This is a genomic window from Pseudomonas sp. LF020, from assembly GCF_053456425.1.
The window spans coordinates 257509-275458 of the sequence record NZ_JBRFIX010000007.1; the positions used below are offsets into that span (position 1 = coordinate 257509).

At 61.4% G+C, this 17950-nt stretch carries 16 protein-coding genes; 6 read left to right on the plus strand and 10 right to left on the minus strand.

Annotated features, from left to right (window positions below):
* Positions 1 to 104: 104 nt before the first annotated feature.
* The 7 genes from ACU680_RS18400 to ACU680_RS18430 all read right to left on the minus strand — a co-directional run bounded on the left by ACU680_RS18400 (position 105) and on the right by ACU680_RS18430 (position 6850).
* Positions 105 to 1469 carry a glutamine synthetase family protein gene (locus tag ACU680_RS18400; protein ID WP_448180195.1) on the minus strand — a complete coding sequence of 455 codons (1365 nt, stop codon included), beginning with the start codon at positions 1467 to 1469 and terminating at the stop codon, positions 105 to 107.
* Between the two features lie 513 nt (positions 1470 to 1982).
* Positions 1983 to 3326: a chromate efflux transporter gene (chrA, locus tag ACU680_RS18405; protein WP_448180196.1), complete on the minus strand. Its 1344-nt coding sequence runs from the start codon at positions 3324 to 3326 to the stop codon at positions 1983 to 1985.
* Positions 3327 to 3656: 330 nt separating this feature from the next.
* Positions 3657 to 4118, minus strand: a complete 462-nt coding sequence (gene moaE / locus ACU680_RS18410) for a molybdopterin synthase catalytic subunit MoaE (RefSeq protein ID WP_448180197.1) — start codon at positions 4116 to 4118, stop codon at positions 3657 to 3659.
* A 2-nt stretch (positions 4119 to 4120) separates the two neighbouring features.
* On the minus strand, positions 4121 to 4372 hold the full coding sequence (locus tag ACU680_RS18415) for a MoaD/ThiS family protein (RefSeq protein ID WP_329698564.1): 252 nt from the start codon (positions 4370 to 4372) through the stop codon (positions 4121 to 4123).
* On the minus strand, positions 4369 to 4854 hold the full coding sequence (moaC, locus tag ACU680_RS18420; RefSeq protein ID WP_448180198.1) for a cyclic pyranopterin monophosphate synthase MoaC: 486 nt from the start codon (positions 4852 to 4854) through the stop codon (positions 4369 to 4371). The genes ACU680_RS18415 and moaC overlap by 4 nt, the downstream gene beginning before the upstream one ends.
* Complete coding sequence (gene fdhD, locus ACU680_RS18425) at positions 4851 to 5696, minus strand: formate dehydrogenase accessory sulfurtransferase FdhD (protein WP_448180199.1); 846 nt, start codon at positions 5694 to 5696, stop codon at positions 4851 to 4853. Before fdhD ends, moaC begins: the two co-directional genes overlap by 4 nt.
* Positions 5697 to 5956: 260 nt before the next feature.
* A complete protein-coding gene (locus tag ACU680_RS18430; protein WP_007964889.1) occupies positions 5957 to 6850 on the minus strand; it encodes a LysR family transcriptional regulator in 894 nt (297 codons plus the stop codon).
* 285 nt (positions 6851 to 7135) lie between these two features.
* On the opposite strand from ACU680_RS18430, the gene moaB reads away from it, so the two are divergent.
* Both moaB and ACU680_RS18440 read left to right on the plus strand, forming a co-directional pair.
* Positions 7136 to 7675 carry a molybdenum cofactor biosynthesis protein B gene (gene moaB, locus ACU680_RS18435; RefSeq protein WP_007964888.1) on the plus strand — a complete coding sequence of 180 codons (540 nt, stop codon included), beginning with the start codon at positions 7136 to 7138 and terminating at the stop codon, positions 7673 to 7675.
* Positions 7672 to 8877, plus strand: a complete 1206-nt coding sequence (locus ACU680_RS18440) for a molybdopterin molybdotransferase MoeA (protein WP_448180200.1) — start codon at positions 7672 to 7674, stop codon at positions 8875 to 8877. Before moaB ends, ACU680_RS18440 begins: the two co-directional genes overlap by 4 nt.
* Positions 8878 to 9121: 244 nt before the next feature.
* Here ACU680_RS18440 and ACU680_RS18445 read toward each other — a convergent pair whose 3' ends face one another.
* Both ACU680_RS18445 and moaA read right to left on the minus strand, forming a co-directional pair.
* Complete coding sequence (locus tag ACU680_RS18445; protein WP_448180201.1) at positions 9122 to 10021, minus strand: bestrophin family protein; 900 nt, start codon at positions 10019 to 10021, stop codon at positions 9122 to 9124.
* 36 nt (positions 10022 to 10057) lie between these two features.
* Positions 10058 to 11056 carry a GTP 3',8-cyclase MoaA gene (gene moaA, locus ACU680_RS18450; protein ID WP_448180202.1) on the minus strand — a complete coding sequence of 333 codons (999 nt, stop codon included), beginning with the start codon at positions 11054 to 11056 and terminating at the stop codon, positions 10058 to 10060.
* A 357-nt stretch (positions 11057 to 11413) separates the two neighbouring features.
* Here moaA and ACU680_RS18455 point away from each other — a divergent pair, with 357 nt between their 5' ends.
* From ACU680_RS18455 to ACU680_RS18470, 4 genes are all read left to right on the plus strand, one after another.
* A complete protein-coding gene (locus tag ACU680_RS18455) occupies positions 11414 to 13738 on the plus strand; it encodes an FdhF/YdeP family oxidoreductase (protein WP_367084987.1) in 2325 nt (774 codons plus the stop codon).
* Positions 13739 to 13844: 106 nt separating this feature from the next.
* Positions 13845 to 15248 (plus strand): cytochrome ubiquinol oxidase subunit I, encoded by a 1404-nt coding sequence (locus ACU680_RS18460; RefSeq protein ID WP_367084986.1) that lies wholly within the window; start codon positions 13845 to 13847, stop codon positions 15246 to 15248.
* Positions 15249 to 15251: 3 nt separating this feature from the next.
* Positions 15252 to 16268, plus strand: a complete 1017-nt coding sequence (gene cydB / locus ACU680_RS18465; RefSeq protein ID WP_367084985.1) for a cytochrome d ubiquinol oxidase subunit II — start codon at positions 15252 to 15254, stop codon at positions 16266 to 16268.
* Complete coding sequence (locus ACU680_RS18470; protein WP_367084984.1) at positions 16255 to 16410, plus strand: DUF2474 family protein; 156 nt, start codon at positions 16255 to 16257, stop codon at positions 16408 to 16410. Before cydB ends, ACU680_RS18470 begins: the two co-directional genes overlap by 14 nt.
* A 184-nt stretch (positions 16411 to 16594) precedes the next feature.
* Here ACU680_RS18470 and ACU680_RS18475 read toward each other — a convergent pair whose 3' ends face one another.
* Positions 16595 to 17920 carry an OprD family porin gene (locus tag ACU680_RS18475; protein WP_367084983.1) on the minus strand — a complete coding sequence of 442 codons (1326 nt, stop codon included), beginning with the start codon at positions 17918 to 17920 and terminating at the stop codon, positions 16595 to 16597.
* Positions 17921 to 17950 lie beyond the last annotated feature (30 nt).

The following is a 17950-nucleotide window of genomic DNA, read 5'->3' on the forward strand; positions in this document are numbered from 1 at the left end:
TGGGAGCTGGCTTGCCAGCGATAGCGGAGTATCAGTCACCAGAGATGCTGAATTTGCCGGCCCCATCGCTGGCAAGCCAGCTCCCACAGGATTTAGGGTGTATGTCAGGCTTCGGTCAGATACCAGCGCCAATCCTGCTCACCCACCTCGGCCATGAACTGCCGGTACTCGGCACGTTTCACCGCCAGATACACCCCGAGAAATTCCTGGCCCAGGGCATCCCGCGCCCACACCGAGTTTTCCAGCGCCTGCAGCGAGGTCAGCCAATCGGTCGGCAGCAACGTCTTGGCTTGCGCGTAGCCATTGCCCTCGACCGGTGCGCCCGGATCAAGGTTTTCGCGAATCCCGCGATGGATGCCGGCGAGGATCGCGGCTGCTGCGAGATACGGGTTGGCGTCGGCACCGCAGATCCGGTGTTCGATGTGCCGGGTATTGGCCGGGCCGCCCGGTACGCGCAGGCTGACGGTGCGGTTGTCGACGCCCCAGGTCGGCGCCAACGGCGCGTAGCTGTTGGCCTGGAAGCGGCGGTAGGAGTTGGCGTTGGGGCAGAACAGCAGCAGCGTATCGAGCAGCGAAGCGAGCATGCCGCCAATCGCCGTACGCAGCAGCGGGGTGCCCGCCGGATCCTCGGCGGCGAACAGATTGCGCCCCTCACCATCGGCAAGGCTGACGTGCATGTGCATGCCGGTGCCGGCCAGATCATCAAACGGCTTGGCCATGAATGTCGCCTGCATGCCGTGTTTGTGTGCCACGGCTTTGACCAGGCGTTTGTAACGCACCGCCTGATCCATCGCGAGCAATGCGTCGCCGTGTTCGAGGGTGATTTCCACCTGGCCCGGGGCGTATTCCGAGATCGCCGTGCGCGCCGGAATGCCGTGCAGTTTGCAGGCGCTGTAGAGGTCGGCGAGGAACGGTTCGATCTGCTCCAGTTCACGCAAACCGTAGACCTGCGTGTGTCGCGGTCGGCCACCGTCGGCATCGAGTGCCGGTTGCGGGCGACCGTTGTGATCGCGTTTGGCGTCGAGCAGATAGAACTCCAGCTCGCAGGCCATGACCGGGTGATAACCCTCGGCTTTGAGGCCGTCGATGACTTTGATCAGCAGATGACGCGGGTCGGCGATGCTCGCTGGCAAGCCCTCGGTCGGGTGCATGCTGACCTGCACCGCCGCGGTCGGAATCTGTCGCCACGGCAAGCGCACCAGACTGCCTTCGAGCGGGTAGGCGCGGCAGTCGATGTCGCCGACGTCCCACACCAGCCCGGAGTTTTCCACGTCCTCGCCTTGCACGGTCAGACCGAGAATGGTGCTGGGCAGCGGACGACCGCTTTCGTAGACCGCCAGCAGTTCCTCGCGGTGCAGCAGCTTGCCGCGTGGCACGCCGTTGGCGTCGAGGATGAACAGCTCGATCATGTCGATATCGGGGTTCTGTTCAAGGAACAGGCGGGCGTCTTCGATGGCTGCGAATTTCATGGTCAATCACTCACGATGGCGCCGCATGGGCGCGCAGAATCGGGCCGGGCGCACCTATGGCGTCTCGGCAGGAATCAAATGGAGATCAGTCAGACGTGACCCAGAACCTGTGGCGAGGGAGCTTGCTCCCGCTGAGGCGCGAAGCGGCTCTCGCTTTTTGATTCAAAGGCGGGGACTGCTATGCAGTCCAGCGGGAGCAAGCTCCCTCGCCACAAATGGATCTTTGCTGACTGTCGTTATCAGCAGGCGATATCCGGCGGGCGTGCGGAGTGACGCAGCTTGGAACGGCGCAGGGCCATGGGGAGATTGACGATGCGATTCATGCGCGGCCCCTGTGGCAGAGGGCGCACACAGCGGAGACGTTCAACCTTTCTGGTTGTTGTGGTGACGTACTCATTACGCGTGTTTCCGTTGGCGGAAAACGTCGGTGGCGGGCTGGCCCCGTCCACCGGTGTGCCCGGATAGTAAGGGGGAATTCGCGGGCGTGTAAACGGGAGATTCGCAGGCCAGGGCTCAGCGCATCAGGTGAAAGCCCAGCCCGGCAAGGGCGCAAACGATCAACACTTCGATCACCCCGCGCTTGAAAATGAACAGCGCCAGTGCGGCCAGCAGCGCCAGCCCGATCGAAAACAGATCAGCGTGCCCGGCAAAACCGTTGGGCCAGAACACGTGATAAGCGAAGAAACACGCCAGGTTGAGAATCACCCCGACCACCGCTGCGGTGATCGCGGTCAACGGTGCGGTGAACTTCAGTTCGTTGTGGGTCGATTCCACCAGCGGCCCGCCGGCGAGGATGAACAGGATCGAGGGCAGGAAGGTGAACCAGGTCACCAGCGTCGCCGCCAGTGCACCAGCGGCGAACGCATGTTCCGCGCCGAACGCCGGTTGCACGTAGCCGCCGATGAAACCGACAAACGCCACCACCATGATCAGCGGCCCGGGCGTGGTTTCGCCGAGGGCGAGGCCGTCGATCATCTGCGTCGGCGTCAGCCAGCCGTAATGCCCGACCGCGCCCTGATAGACATACGGCAACACCGCGTAAGCGCCGCCGAAGGTCAGCAGCGCAGCCTTGGTGAAGAACCAGCCCATTTGCGTCAACGTACCGTCCCAGCCGAACAGCACGGTCAGCAGCGCCATCGGTAAACACCACAGCGCCGCGCCAACCAGCAGCAGACGCCACAGCTTCGGCAGACTGAAGCGCGCATGTTCAGGTGTTGGTGTGTCGTCATCGATCAGCGCCGGGCCGAAGGATGTGCCGCTACTGCGCTGGCCGCTATTGTTAAAGCGCTGCGGCGCCAGTCGCCCGCCGGCATAGCCGATCAACGCGGCGCCGAGCACAATCAGCGGGAACGGCAGATTGAAGGCAAAAATCGCCACGAATGACGCCCCGGCGATCGCCCACAGCCAACTGTTTTTCAGCGCTCGCGAGCCAATGCGATGTGCCGCGTGCAAGACAATCGCGGTCACCGCTGGTTTGATCCCGTAGAAGATCCCGGCCACCACCGGCACATCGCCAAATGCGATGTACACCCACGACAGCGCAATCAGGATGACCAGCGACGGCAGCACGAACAGCGCCCCGGCAATCACCCCGCCCCAGGTACGATGCAACAGCCAGCCAATGTACGTTGCCAGTTGCTGGGCCTCGGGGCCGGGCAGCAACATGCAGTAGTTGAGCGCATGCAGAAAGCGTCGCTCGGAGATCCAGCGCCGGCGCTCGACCAGTTCCTGATGCATGATCGCGATCTGCCCGGCCGGGCCACCGAAACCGATGCAGCCGAGTTTCAGCCAGAAGCGCCAGGCCTGGCGCAGCGTGACGGGAGCGGGGCGGGGCAGGTTGTTGGGCGCTGTGCTCAAACGAGACTCCGGAGTTTAATCCTGGCGGAGTGGCTATCTAATCAGACTTTCAACCCTCACCCCAGCCCTCTCCCAGAGGGAGAGGGGGCCGACCGAGGTGTCTGGCGTTATCCATCGACCTGAAAGATCGAGTCGATTATGTATTTGATCTTCAGCCATACGCCTGCGCGTGAAGGGGCCGACCGAGGTGTCTGGCGTTATCCATCGACCTGAAAGATCGAGTCGATTATGGATTCAGGGCCAATCTTTCAATTCGGTGAATTTCTTCAATATCCCCCAATCAGTCCCCTCTCCCTCGGGGAGAGGGCTAGGGTGAGGGGCTCTTGATCTTCAGGCATGCGCCAGACTCCAGCGCAGCGCCGCATTCTGGTCACTCTCCCGCGCCTCGACCCAGTGCGAACCCTGCGCCGTGCTCTCGCGCTTCCAGAACGGCGCGCGGGTCTTGAGCACATCCATGATGAATTCGCAGGCTTCGAACGCCATGTGCCGGTGCTTGCTGCTTACACCGACGAACACGATCGGCTCGCATACCGACAATGCGCCGACCCGATGCACAATCTCGACCCCCAGCAGCGGCCAGCGCTGGCGCGCTTCTTCGGCGATCTGTTCGAGGGCTTTTTCGGTCATGCCCGGATAGTGTTCGAGGAACAGCTCATTCACGCTCTGGCCAATGTTCAGATCGCGCACATAGCCGATGAAATTCACCACCGCGCCGACCCGTGGATTGCGCGCATGCAGGTCGGCGGTCAACTGGCCGACGTCGAAGCTTTTGTACTGGACTCGAACCGTCATGCTCAGCCCCCGGTAACCGGTGGGAAAAACGCGATCTCGTCGAAGTCTTCGATCGCCGCGCTCGGTTGGCACAGCTCCTGATTCAACGCGCACATCAGGTTGCCGGCGCCGAGCACTTCGCGCCATTCCTCGCCGCGAGCCATGAGCATCTGCCGCACGTCCTCGATGCTGCGCAGGTTGTCGCTCAAGGGGATTTTTTCCCCGCCCAGATTGAGGCGATCACGGTAGCTGGCGAAGTAGTTGATCAGGATCATTGCGCGTCCTCCCATTGGAAGTGTCCGGAGCGGCCGCCCTGTTTGCTGAGCAGGCGGATGTCGCCGATGACCATGGCCCGGTCTACGGCTTTGCACATGTCGTAAATGGTCAGCGCCGCGACGCTGGCGGCGGTCAGGGCTTCGAGTTCTACGCCGGTCTGTCCGGTCAAGCGACAGGTGCTGGTGATCTGCACGCGGTCCGGTTCGCAGGCCTTGAGTTCAACGTGAATCGAGCTGAGCAGCAGCGCGTGACACAGCGGGATCAGTTCGTGGGTGCGCTTGGCCGCTTGAATCCCGGCGATGCGCGCCACGGCGAAAACGTCGCCTTTGGGGTGACCGTTGGCCTGGATCATCTGCAGCGTTTCCGGGCGCATCTGCACCCAGGCTTGCGCCGTGGCTTCGCGGCGGGTCGCGGCTTTGTCGCTGACGTCGACCATGTTGGCGTGGCCCTGATCGTCGAGGTGGGTGAGGGTGTTGCTCATGGTGAAAGCTCCTGGATCGGGCTGTAGATTCGGGGGGCGTTGCGGTGCGGGACGTGGATCAGATTGAGTCGATGCTTGAGTGCCCAACGCACCGTCAACGCGGTGGGGGCGGACAGGCTGACGAGGGTGCCAAGGCGGGCGCGCACGGCTTTGTGGATCAGCTCCAGGCTGCAGCGGCTGGTGACCACCACGAAGCCTTGGCGCGCGTCGATGTCAGCGACTTGCATCGCGCCAATCAGCTTGTCGAGGGCGTTGTGCCGGCCGATGTCTTCGCGGCACAGCAGCGCTTCACCGTTGGCATCGAAGTACAGCGCCGCGTGCAGGGCGCCGCTGCTGCGCGCCAGTTGCTGGGCCTGTTCGATGCGTTGACGGATACCGTCGAAATGCGCGGCCGGCGGCAGGGCGCAGGGTTGCAGAATCTGCAGTTGCGGCAACGCCTGCTCCAGCGCCTCGACGCCACAAATGCCGCAGCCGCTGGTGCCGGCCATTTGCCGACGATGATCTTTCAACGCCCAGAACGCGCGGCTGGAAATCTGCACGTCAGCCTGACAGGCCTGATCGAAATGGCTCAGGCGAATGTCGTAGATCTCGTCGACGCTGTCGATGATCGCGTTGCTCAGGGCGAAGCCACGTATGAAGTCTTCGAGGTTGCCGGGCGAGACCATCATCACCGCCTGGCTCAGGCCATTGAAGGTGATCGCCAGGGCGATTTCCGCGGCCAGGGCGACGTGCGAGAGCGGGGCCTGCGGCAGGTATTCGCGAAACGCCACCTGTGACGGTTGCGGCGCGGGGGCGTTGGGTTCGGTGTTGGGTTCGGTGGTAGTTTCGACGTGGCAGAGCATCTTGAAAAGTCCCGAAGCGCTGAAGTGGGTTCAGGCTACGGGGGAGTTAAAAGTGCGTCCAATCGCTTGTTCTGATGCGGTGATCGGGCTGATCTATCACCACTGTCCTAGCCAACACAACCCACTGTAGGAGCTGCCGAAGGCTCGGGCCGCGATCGGACGATCTTTTGATCTTGATTTTTGTTTTTAAGATCAAGATCAAAAGATCGTCCGATCGCGGCCCGAGCCTTCGGCAGCTCCTACAGGGGTGTGTATCTGGTTTAAATTGCCTCAACCCCAAACATCTTTCGCGCCTCGGCAAAACACTTTTCGGCAATCGCCGAACGCGGTTCGGTCTTGCGCATGATCAGCCCCAGCGGCGCGAGCACGCTGGCATCCGGCAATTGCATGAACGACAGGTGTTCGATCGGCTCTTCCAGCCCGCTGTCCAGCGGCATGATCGAACAGCAGAAGCCCTGGTGAATCGCCTGCAGCAACTGATACGTCGAATCACTTTCCATGATCGGCTGCGGATTGAGCCCGCGACTGCGGAAGCTGAGGTCGATGGATTTGCGGTAATGCATGCCGGTGGTGATCATCCCCAGCGGCAGTTCGGCGGCGTCTTCCCAGCTCATTTCCGAGCCTTCGAAATGGAAGTGACGGTTGTCGTAGAGCAACCCGACGCGGGTTTCGCCGATCTCGAAAAAATCGAAATAGTTCGGGTTGACGTGGTCGAGGTAGCACACGCCCAGGTCCAGTTGGTTGTTGCCAAGGCCGGCGATGATCTCGTCGGAACTCCCCGACGACAGACTGAATTTCAGCTCGGGATAGGTTCCAGACAAACCCTGAATGTAATTGACCGGGTTGAAATTGCTCAGCGGCACCAGACCCAGGCGCAAGCTACCGACCAGTTGCCCGCGGCACGCCGCCGCTTCGGCGAACAGACCGTCATGCGCGGCCAGCAGCGTGCGCGCCCAGGCCAGTACCCGTTCGCCGGCCTGAGTGAAACCTTCAAAGCGCTGACCGCGATTGACCAGCACCAGATCCAGCTCATCTTCCAGGTTGCGCAGGCGCATCGACAGGGTCGGCTGGGTGATGTGGCAGCGGGCGGCGGCCTGGCCGAAGTGTCGGGTTTCGTCCAGTGCGATCAGGAACTTGAGTTGTTTGATGTCCACGCAGGCACCTGCTCGTTGAGAAATTGAATGGAGTATTGACGCAGATGCGCGCAGCGCACGGAAAACGCGAGGTGCGACGATCTCATCTGACCGTGTTTGCGTCCAATCGGAAGAATTGAAAAGCCTATCGATCAGCTCTATCGCCCATGGTTTCAAAGGCTTCGGCCGAGGTCAACGGCACCGATAGAGCAGCTCGATAATGTGGTTGGCCAGAGTGATTAGACAGTACTCATAAGTGGCACTTAGGCTGCCCGGCAATGAGATCAACTATTGTCGGAGATTTCCATGAGTGCGAAAGCGGATGCCCTGTTTGTCCCCCTGAACATTGCCGTACTGACCGTCAGCGATACTCGCGATTACGCGAGCGACACGTCCGGCCAATTGCTGGTCAGCCGCTTGCTGGAGGCCGGTCATACCTTGAGCGAACGCAACCTGCTCAAGGATGACCTGTACAAGATCCGCGCCCAGGTCGCGCAGTGGATTGCCGACGACAGCATTCAGGTGGTGCTGATCACCGGCGGCACCGGCTTCACCGGGCGCGACAGCACGCCGGAAGCGGTGGCCTGTCTGCTCGACAAGCAGATCGACGGGTTTGGCGAGTTGTTCCGCGCCATTTCGATTCTCGACATCGGCACCTCGACCGTGCAAAGCCGCGCGCTGGCCGGGCTGTCCAACGGCACGCTGGTGTGCTGCCTGCCGGGCTCGACCGGCGCCTGCCGCACCGCGTGGGAAGGCATCCTCGCCGAGCAACTGGATAACCGTCATCGCCCGTGCAACTTCGTGCCGCACCTCAAATCAGTCGCCGCCTGTGGGCCGCGCGGATGAGCAAGGCAGGATTGATGCCGGTCGAGGACGCCCTCGATCAGTTGCTCGGCATGGCCAATGAGCAACGTCTGGCCGACAGCGAACTGTTGCCGCTCGACGAGGCGCGCGGACGGGTGTTGGCCAGTGATCTGGTGGCGACACTCGACCTGCCGCCGTGGCCGAACAGTGCCATGGACGGTTATGCGTTGAACCTGGCCGATCTGCATCGCCAGCCGTTGAAGGTGTCGCAGAAGGTCTACGCCGGCCAGGCGCCGGACGCGCTATTGCCCGGCACCTGCGCACGGATCTTTACCGGCGCACCACTGCCGCCGGGCGCCACCTGCGTCGAGATGCAGGAAAACGTCGAAGTGCTGGAGGACGGTCGCGTACGCTTTTTGCAGCCGTTGAAGGGGGGGCAGAACATTCGTGCGCAAGGACAGGAAAACCGCGTCGGCGACATCCTGCTGCGTGCCGGCAAACGCCTCGGGCCGTTCGAACTGGCGGTCGCTGCCGGGCAGGGGCTCGCGCAGCTGCACGTGGTACGGCGCCCGCAGGTGGCGCTGCTGTCCACCGGTGACGAACTGGTCGAGCCGGGCCTGCCGCTGCGTCCCGGCAGCATCTACAACAGCAACCGCGTGTTGCTCGGCCACTGGCTTAAGGAACTGGGCTGCGAAGTGATCGACGCCGGGATCCTCCCGGATCGTCCGGCGCAGACGCGGCTCAAACTTGAGCAACTGCAAGTGGCGGCTGACCTGATCCTGACCACCGGTGGCGTGTCCGCCGGTGATGCCGATTGCCTCGGGCAGGTGCTGCGCGAGGACGGCAAACCGTTGCTGTGGAAGCTGGCGATCAAGCCAGGCAAACCGTTGACCGTGGGCCATTTCGGCACGGTGCCGGTGATTGGCCTGCCGGGCAATCCGACCTCGGCGCTGGTGACCTTCGGCCTGCTGGCACGGCCGTATCTGCTGCGTATTCAGGGCGTAGAAGAGGTCATGCCATTGAGCTTCACGGTGAATGCCGGGTTCGCCTGGAACAAGGCTGGCAGCCGTCGGGAGTATCTGCGGGTGCGGCTGGAGGCGGGCAGTGCGGTGTTGTATCCGAACCAGAGTTCCGGTGTTTTGCTCGGTGCAACCTGGGCCGATGGGCTGGTGGAGGTGCCGGAAAACAGAACCCACGGCATTGGCGATCCGCTGCGCTTCATACCCTTCAGCGAACTGTTTTAAAGCGAAGATCAAAAGATCGCAGCCTTCGGCAGCTCCTACAGGAAACGCATTCCACTGTAGGAGCTGCCGAAGGCTGCGATCTTTTTTGTAATGCTTATAGAAGAACGTATAAACACTAGCAATCCCTGTGGGAGCTGGCTTGCCAGCGATTAGGCCGGCACATCCAACATTGAAGTTGGCTGACCCGGCGCGATCGCTGGCAAGCCAGCTCCCACAGGTTTTTTTGTTGTTTGGAGAAATGTGATCAGCTCAGCACATAGTCCACCGGCAGCAACATCGGCGGCAGGTCGGTCTCACCCAGTTCGCTGAGAATATCGCGCTCGATGGTGCGTACCAGCGAGTCGGTCGCCAAATCGTTTTCGTCGCGGCCGAACGGGTCTTCCAGTTCATCGGCAATCGCGTCCAGACCAAAGAACGTGTAGCTGACAATCGCCGTGAACAACGGCGTCAGCCAGCCCAGCGGTTCGGCCATGGCGAACGGCAGCAGGATGCAGAACAGGTAGATCGTGCGGTGCAACAGCAAGGTGTAGGGGAAGGGCAGCGGGGTGTTTTTGATCCGCTCGCACACCGCTTGCGCCTGAGTCAGGCTGGTCAGGTGATTGGCCAGCAGCATGTAGCGCCACTCAGTCAGTTCACCGCTTTGATGCAGGTCGGAGCACTGCTGGCCGATCTGCTGCAGAATCCTTCCGCTGTAGTCCGGCACCTGCGCATCGTGTTGCGGGGTGATCCACTTGCTGCTGGCCGCCGCTTCGCTTTCCCGACGCAACCGCGCGTTCAGCGCATGAGCAAACCCGCAGAGGTTGAGCAGTAACGGCTTGCGTTGTACCGACTCACGGATGACATGGGTCTCGCGGATCACCGAACGAATGTGCACGATCACCTCGCCCCAGGCCTTGCGCGCCTCATACCAGCGGTCGTAGCAGGCGTTGTTGCGAAAATTCATGAAGATCGACAGTGACAGCCCGAGCAGGGTGAACGGCGTGGCGTTGACCTTGGTGAAGTTGCTCGGGTGGAGGATTTCAATCAGCACGATGGCCGAGGCCAGCAGGGTGACCATCAGCGTGCGCAGGGCGATGCGTTTGGCGATCGATCCCTTGAGGGTGAAGAGGATGGCGAACTGGTTGACCTTGGGTCTGACGATCATGCTGGGCGATCCCGGTTAAGCATGGAAATTGGCGGATCAACCGCCGGTCATGTTCATGAAGCGAACCACTTGTACGTCGTCGTTCACTTCAAAGTTGTGTCGATACGGCTTGAGCTTCATGGCTTGGATAATGGCTTTCTCCAGACGTTCCGGTTGCCCGGGATGCGCACGCAGCACCGCTTTGAGATCCACCGAATGCTCGTTACCCAGACACAGTAGCAGGCGCCCTTCGACAGTCAGCCGCACCCGGTTGCAAGTGCCGCAGAAATTGTGGCTGTGCGGCGAGATGAAACCCAGGCGAATGTCCGGCGCCTCGGCCAACCGCCAGTAGCGCGACGGGCCTTGAGTCGATTCGGCGGAATCGATCAGGGTGTAGCGCTCGGCGATTTTTTCGCGCACCTGGGCGCTGGAGAAAAACGACTCGGCGCGGCTGTGTTCGCTGATGATCCCCAGGGGCATTTCCTCGATGAAGGAGACGTCGAGCTGGCGGTCGATGGCGAAGCTCACCAGATCGTTGATCTCCTGATCGTTGCGCCCCTGCATCACCACCACGTTGAGTTTGGTGCGGGTGAAACCGGCCTTGCGCGCCGCATCGATGCCGTTGATCACCTGCGCCAGATCACCGGTGCGGGTCATTTGCCGGAAGCGCTCCGGGTCGAGGCTGTCGAGGCTGATGTTCAGGCGCTTGACCCCGGCGTCGAACAGCGGCGCGGCGAGTTTGCCCAACTGTGAGCCATTGGTGGTCATGCACAGCTCACGCAGGCCGGGCAGGGCGGCGATCTGCTCGCACAACTTGACCGCGCCCGGACGGATCAGCGGCTCGCCACCGGTCAGGCGAATCTTGCGCGTGCCCAGCGCCACGAAGCTCTGCGCCAGTTGATAGATCTCCTCCAGGGTCAGCACTTGCTGACGCGGCAGAAACTGCATGTCCTCGGCCATGCAATAGACGCAGCGGAAGTCGCAGCGGTCGGTGACCGACATGCGCAGATAGTCGACGCGGCGGTTGTAACCATCGATCAAGACACGCTCTGACATGACAGCCTCGCAAGAGTGATAAGTCCGCATTTACGGACCAGGTTGCCGCAGATTATGGACAACTTCGGGTCACGTCCAATCACTGTTTATGAACGCTTGATTGAGCGCGTCGATGATCAATTATTTTTTCTCGAAAGTTGCCGCTTTAGTTTTGCAAGGCCCCGTAAAAAAAGGGTTTTTCCTCGTGATAGAGGCTTTCGATAATGTAGTCATAAATAGCGATTAGACAATGTTTTGTAACGGTTCATATCCTTGCTCCGGCAACTGAAACGACCACTTTATTGCTGTGCAAAGTCGGCCGTCGCTGTTTAACCAAGATCAGGTTCATGCCTGTGTGCATCGTCATGGAGATGTCCCATGTCACAAGTCGACCGTTACAAACCTTACAAGGGTGCCGCTGCCGGTTGGGGGGCTGTGATCAGCCTGACCAAAAGCTGGCTGGGCAGTGAAAACGCCCTGAAAAACATCCGCGCCATGCTCAAGACCAACCAGAACGGCGGTTTCGACTGCCCGGGCTGTGCGTGGGGTGAAGCGCCCGGTGCGAGCATGCTCAAGTTTTGCGAGAACGGCGCCAAAGCGGTGAACTGGGAGGCCACCGGGCGCTTGGTCGACCCGGCGTTCTTCAACAAGTACACGGTATCGAGCCTGGCCGAACAGAGCGACTACTGGCTGGAATATCAGGGCCGTTTGACCCACCCGATGCGTTACGACGCGCGTATTGATCGCTACGTGGAAATCAGCTGGGAAGACGCGTTCGCGCTGATCGCCGAACACCTCAAGGGCCTGAAATCGCCGCACGAGGCCGAGTTCTATACCTCGGGCCGGGCCAGCAACGAAGCGGCGTTTCTCTATCAGTTGTTCGTCCGCGCCTACGGCACCAACAACTTCCCGGACTGTTCGAACATGTGCCACGAAGCCAGTGCGGTGAGCATGGGCGAGACGCTCGGCGTCGGTAAAGGCACCGTGGTCTACGAGGATCTGCACCACGCCGACGCGATTTTCGTCATCGGCCAGAACCCCGGTACCAACCACCCACGGATGCTCGAACCGCTGCGTGAAGCGGTGAAACGCGGGGCACAAGTGGTGTGCATCAACCCGCTGAAAGAGCGTGGCCTGGAACGTTTCCAGAACCCGCAGAACCCGATCGAGATGCTCAGCAACGGCTGGGAAGCGACCAACACCGCGTACTTCCGCCCGGCGCTGGGTGGCGACATGGCGATGATTCGCGGCATGGTCAAATTCCTTCTGCAGTGGGAGCGTGAAGCCCAGGTCAGCGGCGGCGAACCGGTGTTCGACCATGCGTTTATCGCCGAGCACACTTCGGGTCTGGACAGCTATCTGGCAGAAGTTGACGCCACGACCTGGGAGCACATTCTCGAACAGTCCGGTGTGCCGTTGCACGACATCGAACTGGCCGCGCGCATGTATGGCCGCGCCAAAAGCGTGATCATGTGCTGGGCCATGGGCCTGACCCAACACGTGCACTCGGTGCCGACCCTGCAGGAAGTCATCAACCTGCAACTGTTGCGCGGCAACGTTGGCCGTCCGGGCGCCGGCCTGTCGCCGGTGCGCGGTCACAGCAACGTGCAGGGCGACCGCACCATGGGCATCAACGAACTGGCGCCGAAGGAGCTGATGGACGCCCTGGAAAAACGCTTCAACTTCAAAGTGCCGCGCATGCACGGCCACAACACCGTGATGGCGATTGGCGCGATGGAGCGGGGCGAGGCCAAGGTGTTTATCGGTCTGGGCGGCAATTTCGCCCAAGCCACGCCGGACACCCCGCGCACCCACGAAGCGATGCGCAAACTCGACCTGACCGTGCACATCTCGACCAAGCTCAACCGCAGCCATCTGGTCACCGGTCGCGACGCATTGATCCTGCCGTGCCTCGGTCGCACCGACATCGACATCCAGGCCGAAGGCCCGCAAGGCGTGACCGTGGAAGACACCTTCAGCATGGTGCATTTGTCGTTCGGTCAGTTGAAACCGAAGTCGGCGCACTTGAAGTCCGAGCCGGCGATCATTGCCGGGATTGCCGCCGCGACCCTGGGCAAGCATCCAATCGACTGGGAGTGGGCGGTGGGCGATTACGGACGCATCCGCAACCTGATCGCCGACGTGATTCCGGGCTTCGAGAACTTCAACGAAAAACTGCTGACCCCGGGCGGCTTCCACCTCGGCAACGACGCCTCGGATCGGGTCTGGAACACCGAGTCCGGCAAGGCCCAGTTCACCCCGTGCGTGCTGCCGGAACACCTGATCAGCGAAGGCGTGCGCAACCTGCCGGTCAAGCCGGATCTGATCCTGCAGACCATGCGTTCCCACGATCAGTACAACACCACGCTGTACGGCCTCGACGACCGTTATCGCGGGGTCTACGGCATGCGCGACGTGATCTTCGCCAACGAACAGGATATCCAGCGACTCGGTTTCGAACCGGGGCAGAAGGTCGATCTGGTGGCGCTGTGGGATGACGAGCGCGAGCGTCGGGTCAGCGGTTTCACCCTGATCGCCTACGACATTCCGCCCGGTCAGGCGGCGGCGTACTACCCGGAAACCAACCCGCTGGTGCCGCTGGAAAGCTACGGCGACCGGACCTACACGCCGACCTCGAAATTCGTCGCGATTCGCCTCGAAGCGGCCAAGGTCAGCAACCTGATCCCGTCGTCGCTGGCCTGACCCGCTACTTATAAAAATACTGGCAATTTGACTGGCTGCAGGCGTTCGCGCCTGGCGTTGGCGCGGCGACGTGCTGCCGCTTTTCAGCCTGGATGAGGACATCATCATGCTCAACATTGAGGCACTGGACCTGGCGCGAATTCAATTCGCGTTCACGGTTTCGTTCCACATTATCTTCCCGGCGATCACCATCGGCCTGGCGAGTTTCCTCGCGGTACTCGAAGGCCTGTGGCTGAAAACCCGTGACGACACTTACCGCGATCTCTACCACTTCTGGTCGAAGATCTTTGCCGTCAACTTCGGCATGGGCGTGGTCTCGGGGCTGGTCATGGCGTACCAGTTCGGCACCAACTGGAGCGGCTTTTCCGACTTCGCCGGGAGCATCACCGGGCCGTTGCTGACCTATGAGGTGCTGACGGCGTTCTTCCTTGAAGCCGGTTTCCTCGGGGTCATGCTGTTCGGCTGGAACCGCGTCGGCCGTGGCCTGCACTTCTTTGCCACGGTGATGGTCGCCATCGGCACGTTGATCTCGACGTTCTGGATTCTCGCCTCCAACAGCTGGATGCAGACCCCGCAGGGCTTCGAAATCGTCGACGGGCGGGTGATGCCGCTGGACTGGCTGGCGATTGTGTTCAACCCGTCGTTCCCGTTCCGTCTGGCGCACATGGCGATCGCCGCGTTCGTCGCCACGGCCTTCTTCGTTGGTTCGTCGGCGGCCTGGCATTTGCTGCGCGGCAACAATACCGCGCCGGTGCGCAGGATGTTTTCCATGGCGTTGTGGATGGCGCTGATCGTGGCGCCGATTCAGGCGGTGGTCGGTGACGCCCATGGCTTGAACACCCTGGAGCATCAACCGGCAAAAATCGCCGCCATCGAGGGCCACTGGGAAAACGCCGACAACGGCCCGACACCGCTGGTGCTGTTCGGCATCCCCGACATGCAGGCGGAGAAGACCAAATACGCGCTGGAAATCCCGTACCTCGGCAGCCTGATCCTGACCCACAGCCTCGACAAGCAGATCCCGGCGCTCAAGAGCTTCCCGAAAGAAGACCGGCCGAACTCGACCATCATCTTCTGGAGTTTCCGCGTGATGGCCGGGCTGGGCATGTTGATGATCCTCGTCGGTGTGCTCGGTCTGGCGCTGCGCCGTGGCGGCAGGCTCTATCAGCATCGCGGCTTCCAGCGTCTGGTGTTGCTGATGGGGCCGAGCGGGTTGATCGCGTTGCTGGCCGGCTGGATCACCACCGAAGTCGGGCGCCAGCCGTGGGTGGTTTACGGCCTGATGCGCACCCATGACGCCGCGTCGCACCACTCGGTGGCGCAGATGAGCACCTCGCTGCTGCTGTTCGTGGTGATCTACTGCTCGGTGTTCACCGTGGGCATCGGCTACATGATGAAACTGGTGCGCAAGGGCCCGCAGCCGCATCACGAACATCCGCCGGAGGGCGATCAGTTGCAGACCCCGCGGCGGCCCATTTCGGCGGCGACCGCCCCGATGAAGGAGCATTGAGTCATGGGTATTCAAGGTATCGATCTCTCGTTGATCTGGGGTGTGATCATCGCCTTCGGAGTGATGATGTACGTGATCATGGACGGCTTCGATCTGGGCCTGGGCATCCTGTTTCCGCTGATCCCCGATGAGCAGGAGCGCGACGTGATGATGAACACCGTCGCCCCGGTGTGGGACGGCAACGAAACCTGGCTGGTGCTTGGTGGCGCGGCGCTGTATGGCGCGTTTCCACTGGCCTACGGGGTGATTCTGGAGGCGCTGTACCTGCCGCTGATCCTGATGCTCTGCGGGCTGATTTTCCGAGGTGTGGCGTTCGAGTTTCGCTTCAAGTCGTCGCCGCAAAAGCGTCACTGGTGGGACAAGGCGTTTATCGGTGGTTCGCTGCTGGCGACGTTCTCCCAAGGTGTGGCGATCGGCGCGTACGTATCGGGCATTCCCGTGGTGAATCGGCAGTTTGCCGGTGGCGGCCTGGACTGGCTGGCGCCGTTCCCGCTGGTGTGCGGCGTCGGTCTGGTGGTGGCGTATGCGCTGCTGGGCAGCACCTGGCTGCTGGTCAAGACCGAAGGCATGCTCGAGTCGCGGATGCGTCTGTTCACCCGGCCGTTGGCGTGGTTGCTGACGGCGATGGTGGTGGTGATTGGTGCGTGGACGCTGAAGTTGCACCCGGAGCTGGCCACTCGCTGGTCGACCAGCGGACACCTGATGGTATTCGCCGGGTTGGTGGCGCTGGCGCTGCTGGCGTTGTTCGGGCTGCTGCGCACCTTGCGTCAGCGTCATACCCACTGGCCGTTCGTGTTCACTCTGGTGCTGATGCTGCTCGGTTACATCGGTCTGGCGCTGAGCATCTGGCCGAACATCATCCCGCCATCGGTGAGCCTGTGGGCGGCGGCATCACCGCCGTCGAGCCAGTTGTTCGCCTTGATCGGCGCTCTGTTCATCCTGCCGGTGATCCTGATGTACACCTTCTGGAGCTACTACGTATTCCGCGGCAAAGTGAGGATTGGCGATGGCTACCATTGAATCGCGTGAGGTCAAATCCTCCCGCTGGTACAAGCGTCTGGGCTGGTTGTTGCTGATCTGGTTCGGCAGTGTGGTATCGCTCGCGGTGGTGGCGAGTGTGCTGAAACTGGCGATGTATGCAGCGGGAATGAGGACCCACTGACCTGAAAAACCGGAGCCTTGGCTCCGGTTTTTTTGTGCCCGGCGTTCTGCAATCGCTGATCAAACCTGTGGCAGCGGCGTGAAATCGGCAGACATAAAAAAGGCGTCCCGAAGGACGCCAAAAAATTCACCTCTGACCAAAGGAGCAAGGAGCTTCTAAAGGTGAATGGTATTGCTCGGGAAACTCAGAGAATTGCCAGCGGGTATTCGACGATCACCCGCACTTCATCCAGGTCGGACTCGAACGCCGTGGCGCGGGTGGTGGCCTGGCGCAAACGCAGCGACAGGTCTTTCATCGAGCCGCTCTGCACCACGTATTTGACTTCGACGTCGCGCTCCCAGCGCTTCTGGTCGGTCAGCGGATTGCCTTCGGCGTCGCGGCGCATATACACGGCGTTGGCGTTGGAATAGTCGGCGTCGGTGCCACGCGCGTAACGGGTCATGAATGACAGCCCCGGCACACCGTAAGGGCTCATGTCGAGGTCGTAGCGCACCATCCATGAACGTTCTTTCGGCGAGTTGAAGTCGCTGTACTGGATCGAGTTGTCGAGGAAGATCGAGTCCGACTGGCGCAGGTAATCGAAGTCGTCGTTGCCGTTGTTGCGCTGGTGGGAGAGGGCGACGGAGTGCGCGCCGAGTTTCACGCCGACGCGGCCGCTCCAGATGTTGTTGTCGAACTGGCCGAGCAGTTGTTTGCCTTCGTCGACCGCTTTGTAATAGTTCAGGCCGCCGAACAGCGACAACTCGTCCGACAGTGGATAGATCCATGCGGTGCCGGCGTAGTACTGGTTCCAGGCGTCCTTGAGGCGACTGGAATACAGGCTGAAACTGAGGTTTTTGTTCAGCACATAATCGCCGCCGCCGTAAGCGATCCACGGCGAGTTGACCGGACCGGCGTAAAACGTGGCGAAATTTTCGCGCATGTCGCTGGACACCGGTTGGCTCATCGCGTGCAGACGACCGCCCTGGATCGACAGACCGTCGATGCTGGTGTTGCTCGCCGTCACGCCGCGAAAGCTCTCCGGCAACAAGCGCGAATCACCAGCGGCCACCACCGGGTTGGCCGGGAACACATCACCGACCTTGATCACCGTGTCGAAGGCCCGCACTTTGGCGGCGCCACCGACCTTGGTGTATTCATCCCGCGCCTGGCCGTCACGGTTGACCGGCAGCACATCGAACGAACTGCGCCCGCCGTTGCGTCCGTCGCCGGTGTCGAGTTTCAAGCCGAGCAGGGCAAACGCATCGACACCGACCCCGACGGTGCCTTGGGTGAAACCGGATTCGAACTTGCTGATCACTGCGTGCGCCCAGGCTTCGGAATAACCGTTGCCGGTCGGGCTGGACTGGCCATTGCGATGATCACGATTGAAGTAGAAGTTGCGGTTGAGCACCGTCAGGCTGCTGCCTTCGACAAAGCCTTCGGGCTGGTCTTCTGCAAACACCATGGACGGCCCTGAGCCGACCACCACCGCTAAAGCGGCCATCGACATTTTTGTATTGTTAACCATCAAACACTCCTTGGGTTCGGCAGAACGGGA

Coding starts and splice junctions, on each gene's coding strand:
- ACU680_RS18470 (WP_367084984.1), top strand. CDS start 16,255: ATGGCTACCATTGAATCGCGTGAGGTCAAATCCTCCCGCTGGTACAAG.
- moaC (WP_448180198.1), bottom strand. CDS start 4,854: ATGAGCAACACCCTCACCCACCTCGACGATCAGGGCCACGCCAACATG.
- fdhD (WP_448180199.1), bottom strand. CDS start 5,696: ATGCTCTGCCACGTCGAAACTACCACCGAACCCAACACCGAACCCAAC.
- ACU680_RS18400 (WP_448180195.1), bottom strand. CDS start 1,469: ATGAAATTCGCAGCCATCGAAGACGCCCGCCTGTTCCTTGAACAGAAC.
- ACU680_RS18415 (WP_329698564.1), bottom strand. CDS start 4,372: ATGATCCTGATCAACTACTTCGCCAGCTACCGTGATCGCCTCAATCTG.
- moaA (WP_448180202.1), bottom strand. CDS start 11,056: ATGTCAGAGCGTGTCTTGATCGATGGTTACAACCGCCGCGTCGACTAT.
- ACU680_RS18455 (WP_367084987.1), top strand. CDS start 11,414: ATGTCACAAGTCGACCGTTACAAACCTTACAAGGGTGCCGCTGCCGGT.
- ACU680_RS18440 (WP_448180200.1), top strand. CDS start 7,672: ATGAGCAAGGCAGGATTGATGCCGGTCGAGGACGCCCTCGATCAGTTG.
- ACU680_RS18460 (WP_367084986.1), top strand. CDS start 13,845: ATGCTCAACATTGAGGCACTGGACCTGGCGCGAATTCAATTCGCGTTC.
- moaE (WP_448180197.1), bottom strand. CDS start 4,118: ATGACGGTTCGAGTCCAGTACAAAAGCTTCGACGTCGGCCAGTTGACC.
- ACU680_RS18475 (WP_367084983.1), bottom strand. CDS start 17,920: ATGGTTAACAATACAAAAATGTCGATGGCCGCTTTAGCGGTGGTGGTC.
- cydB (WP_367084985.1), top strand. CDS start 15,252: ATGGGTATTCAAGGTATCGATCTCTCGTTGATCTGGGGTGTGATCATC.
- moaB (WP_007964888.1), top strand. CDS start 7,136: ATGAGTGCGAAAGCGGATGCCCTGTTTGTCCCCCTGAACATTGCCGTA.
- ACU680_RS18445 (WP_448180201.1), bottom strand. CDS start 10,021: ATGATCGTCAGACCCAAGGTCAACCAGTTCGCCATCCTCTTCACCCTC.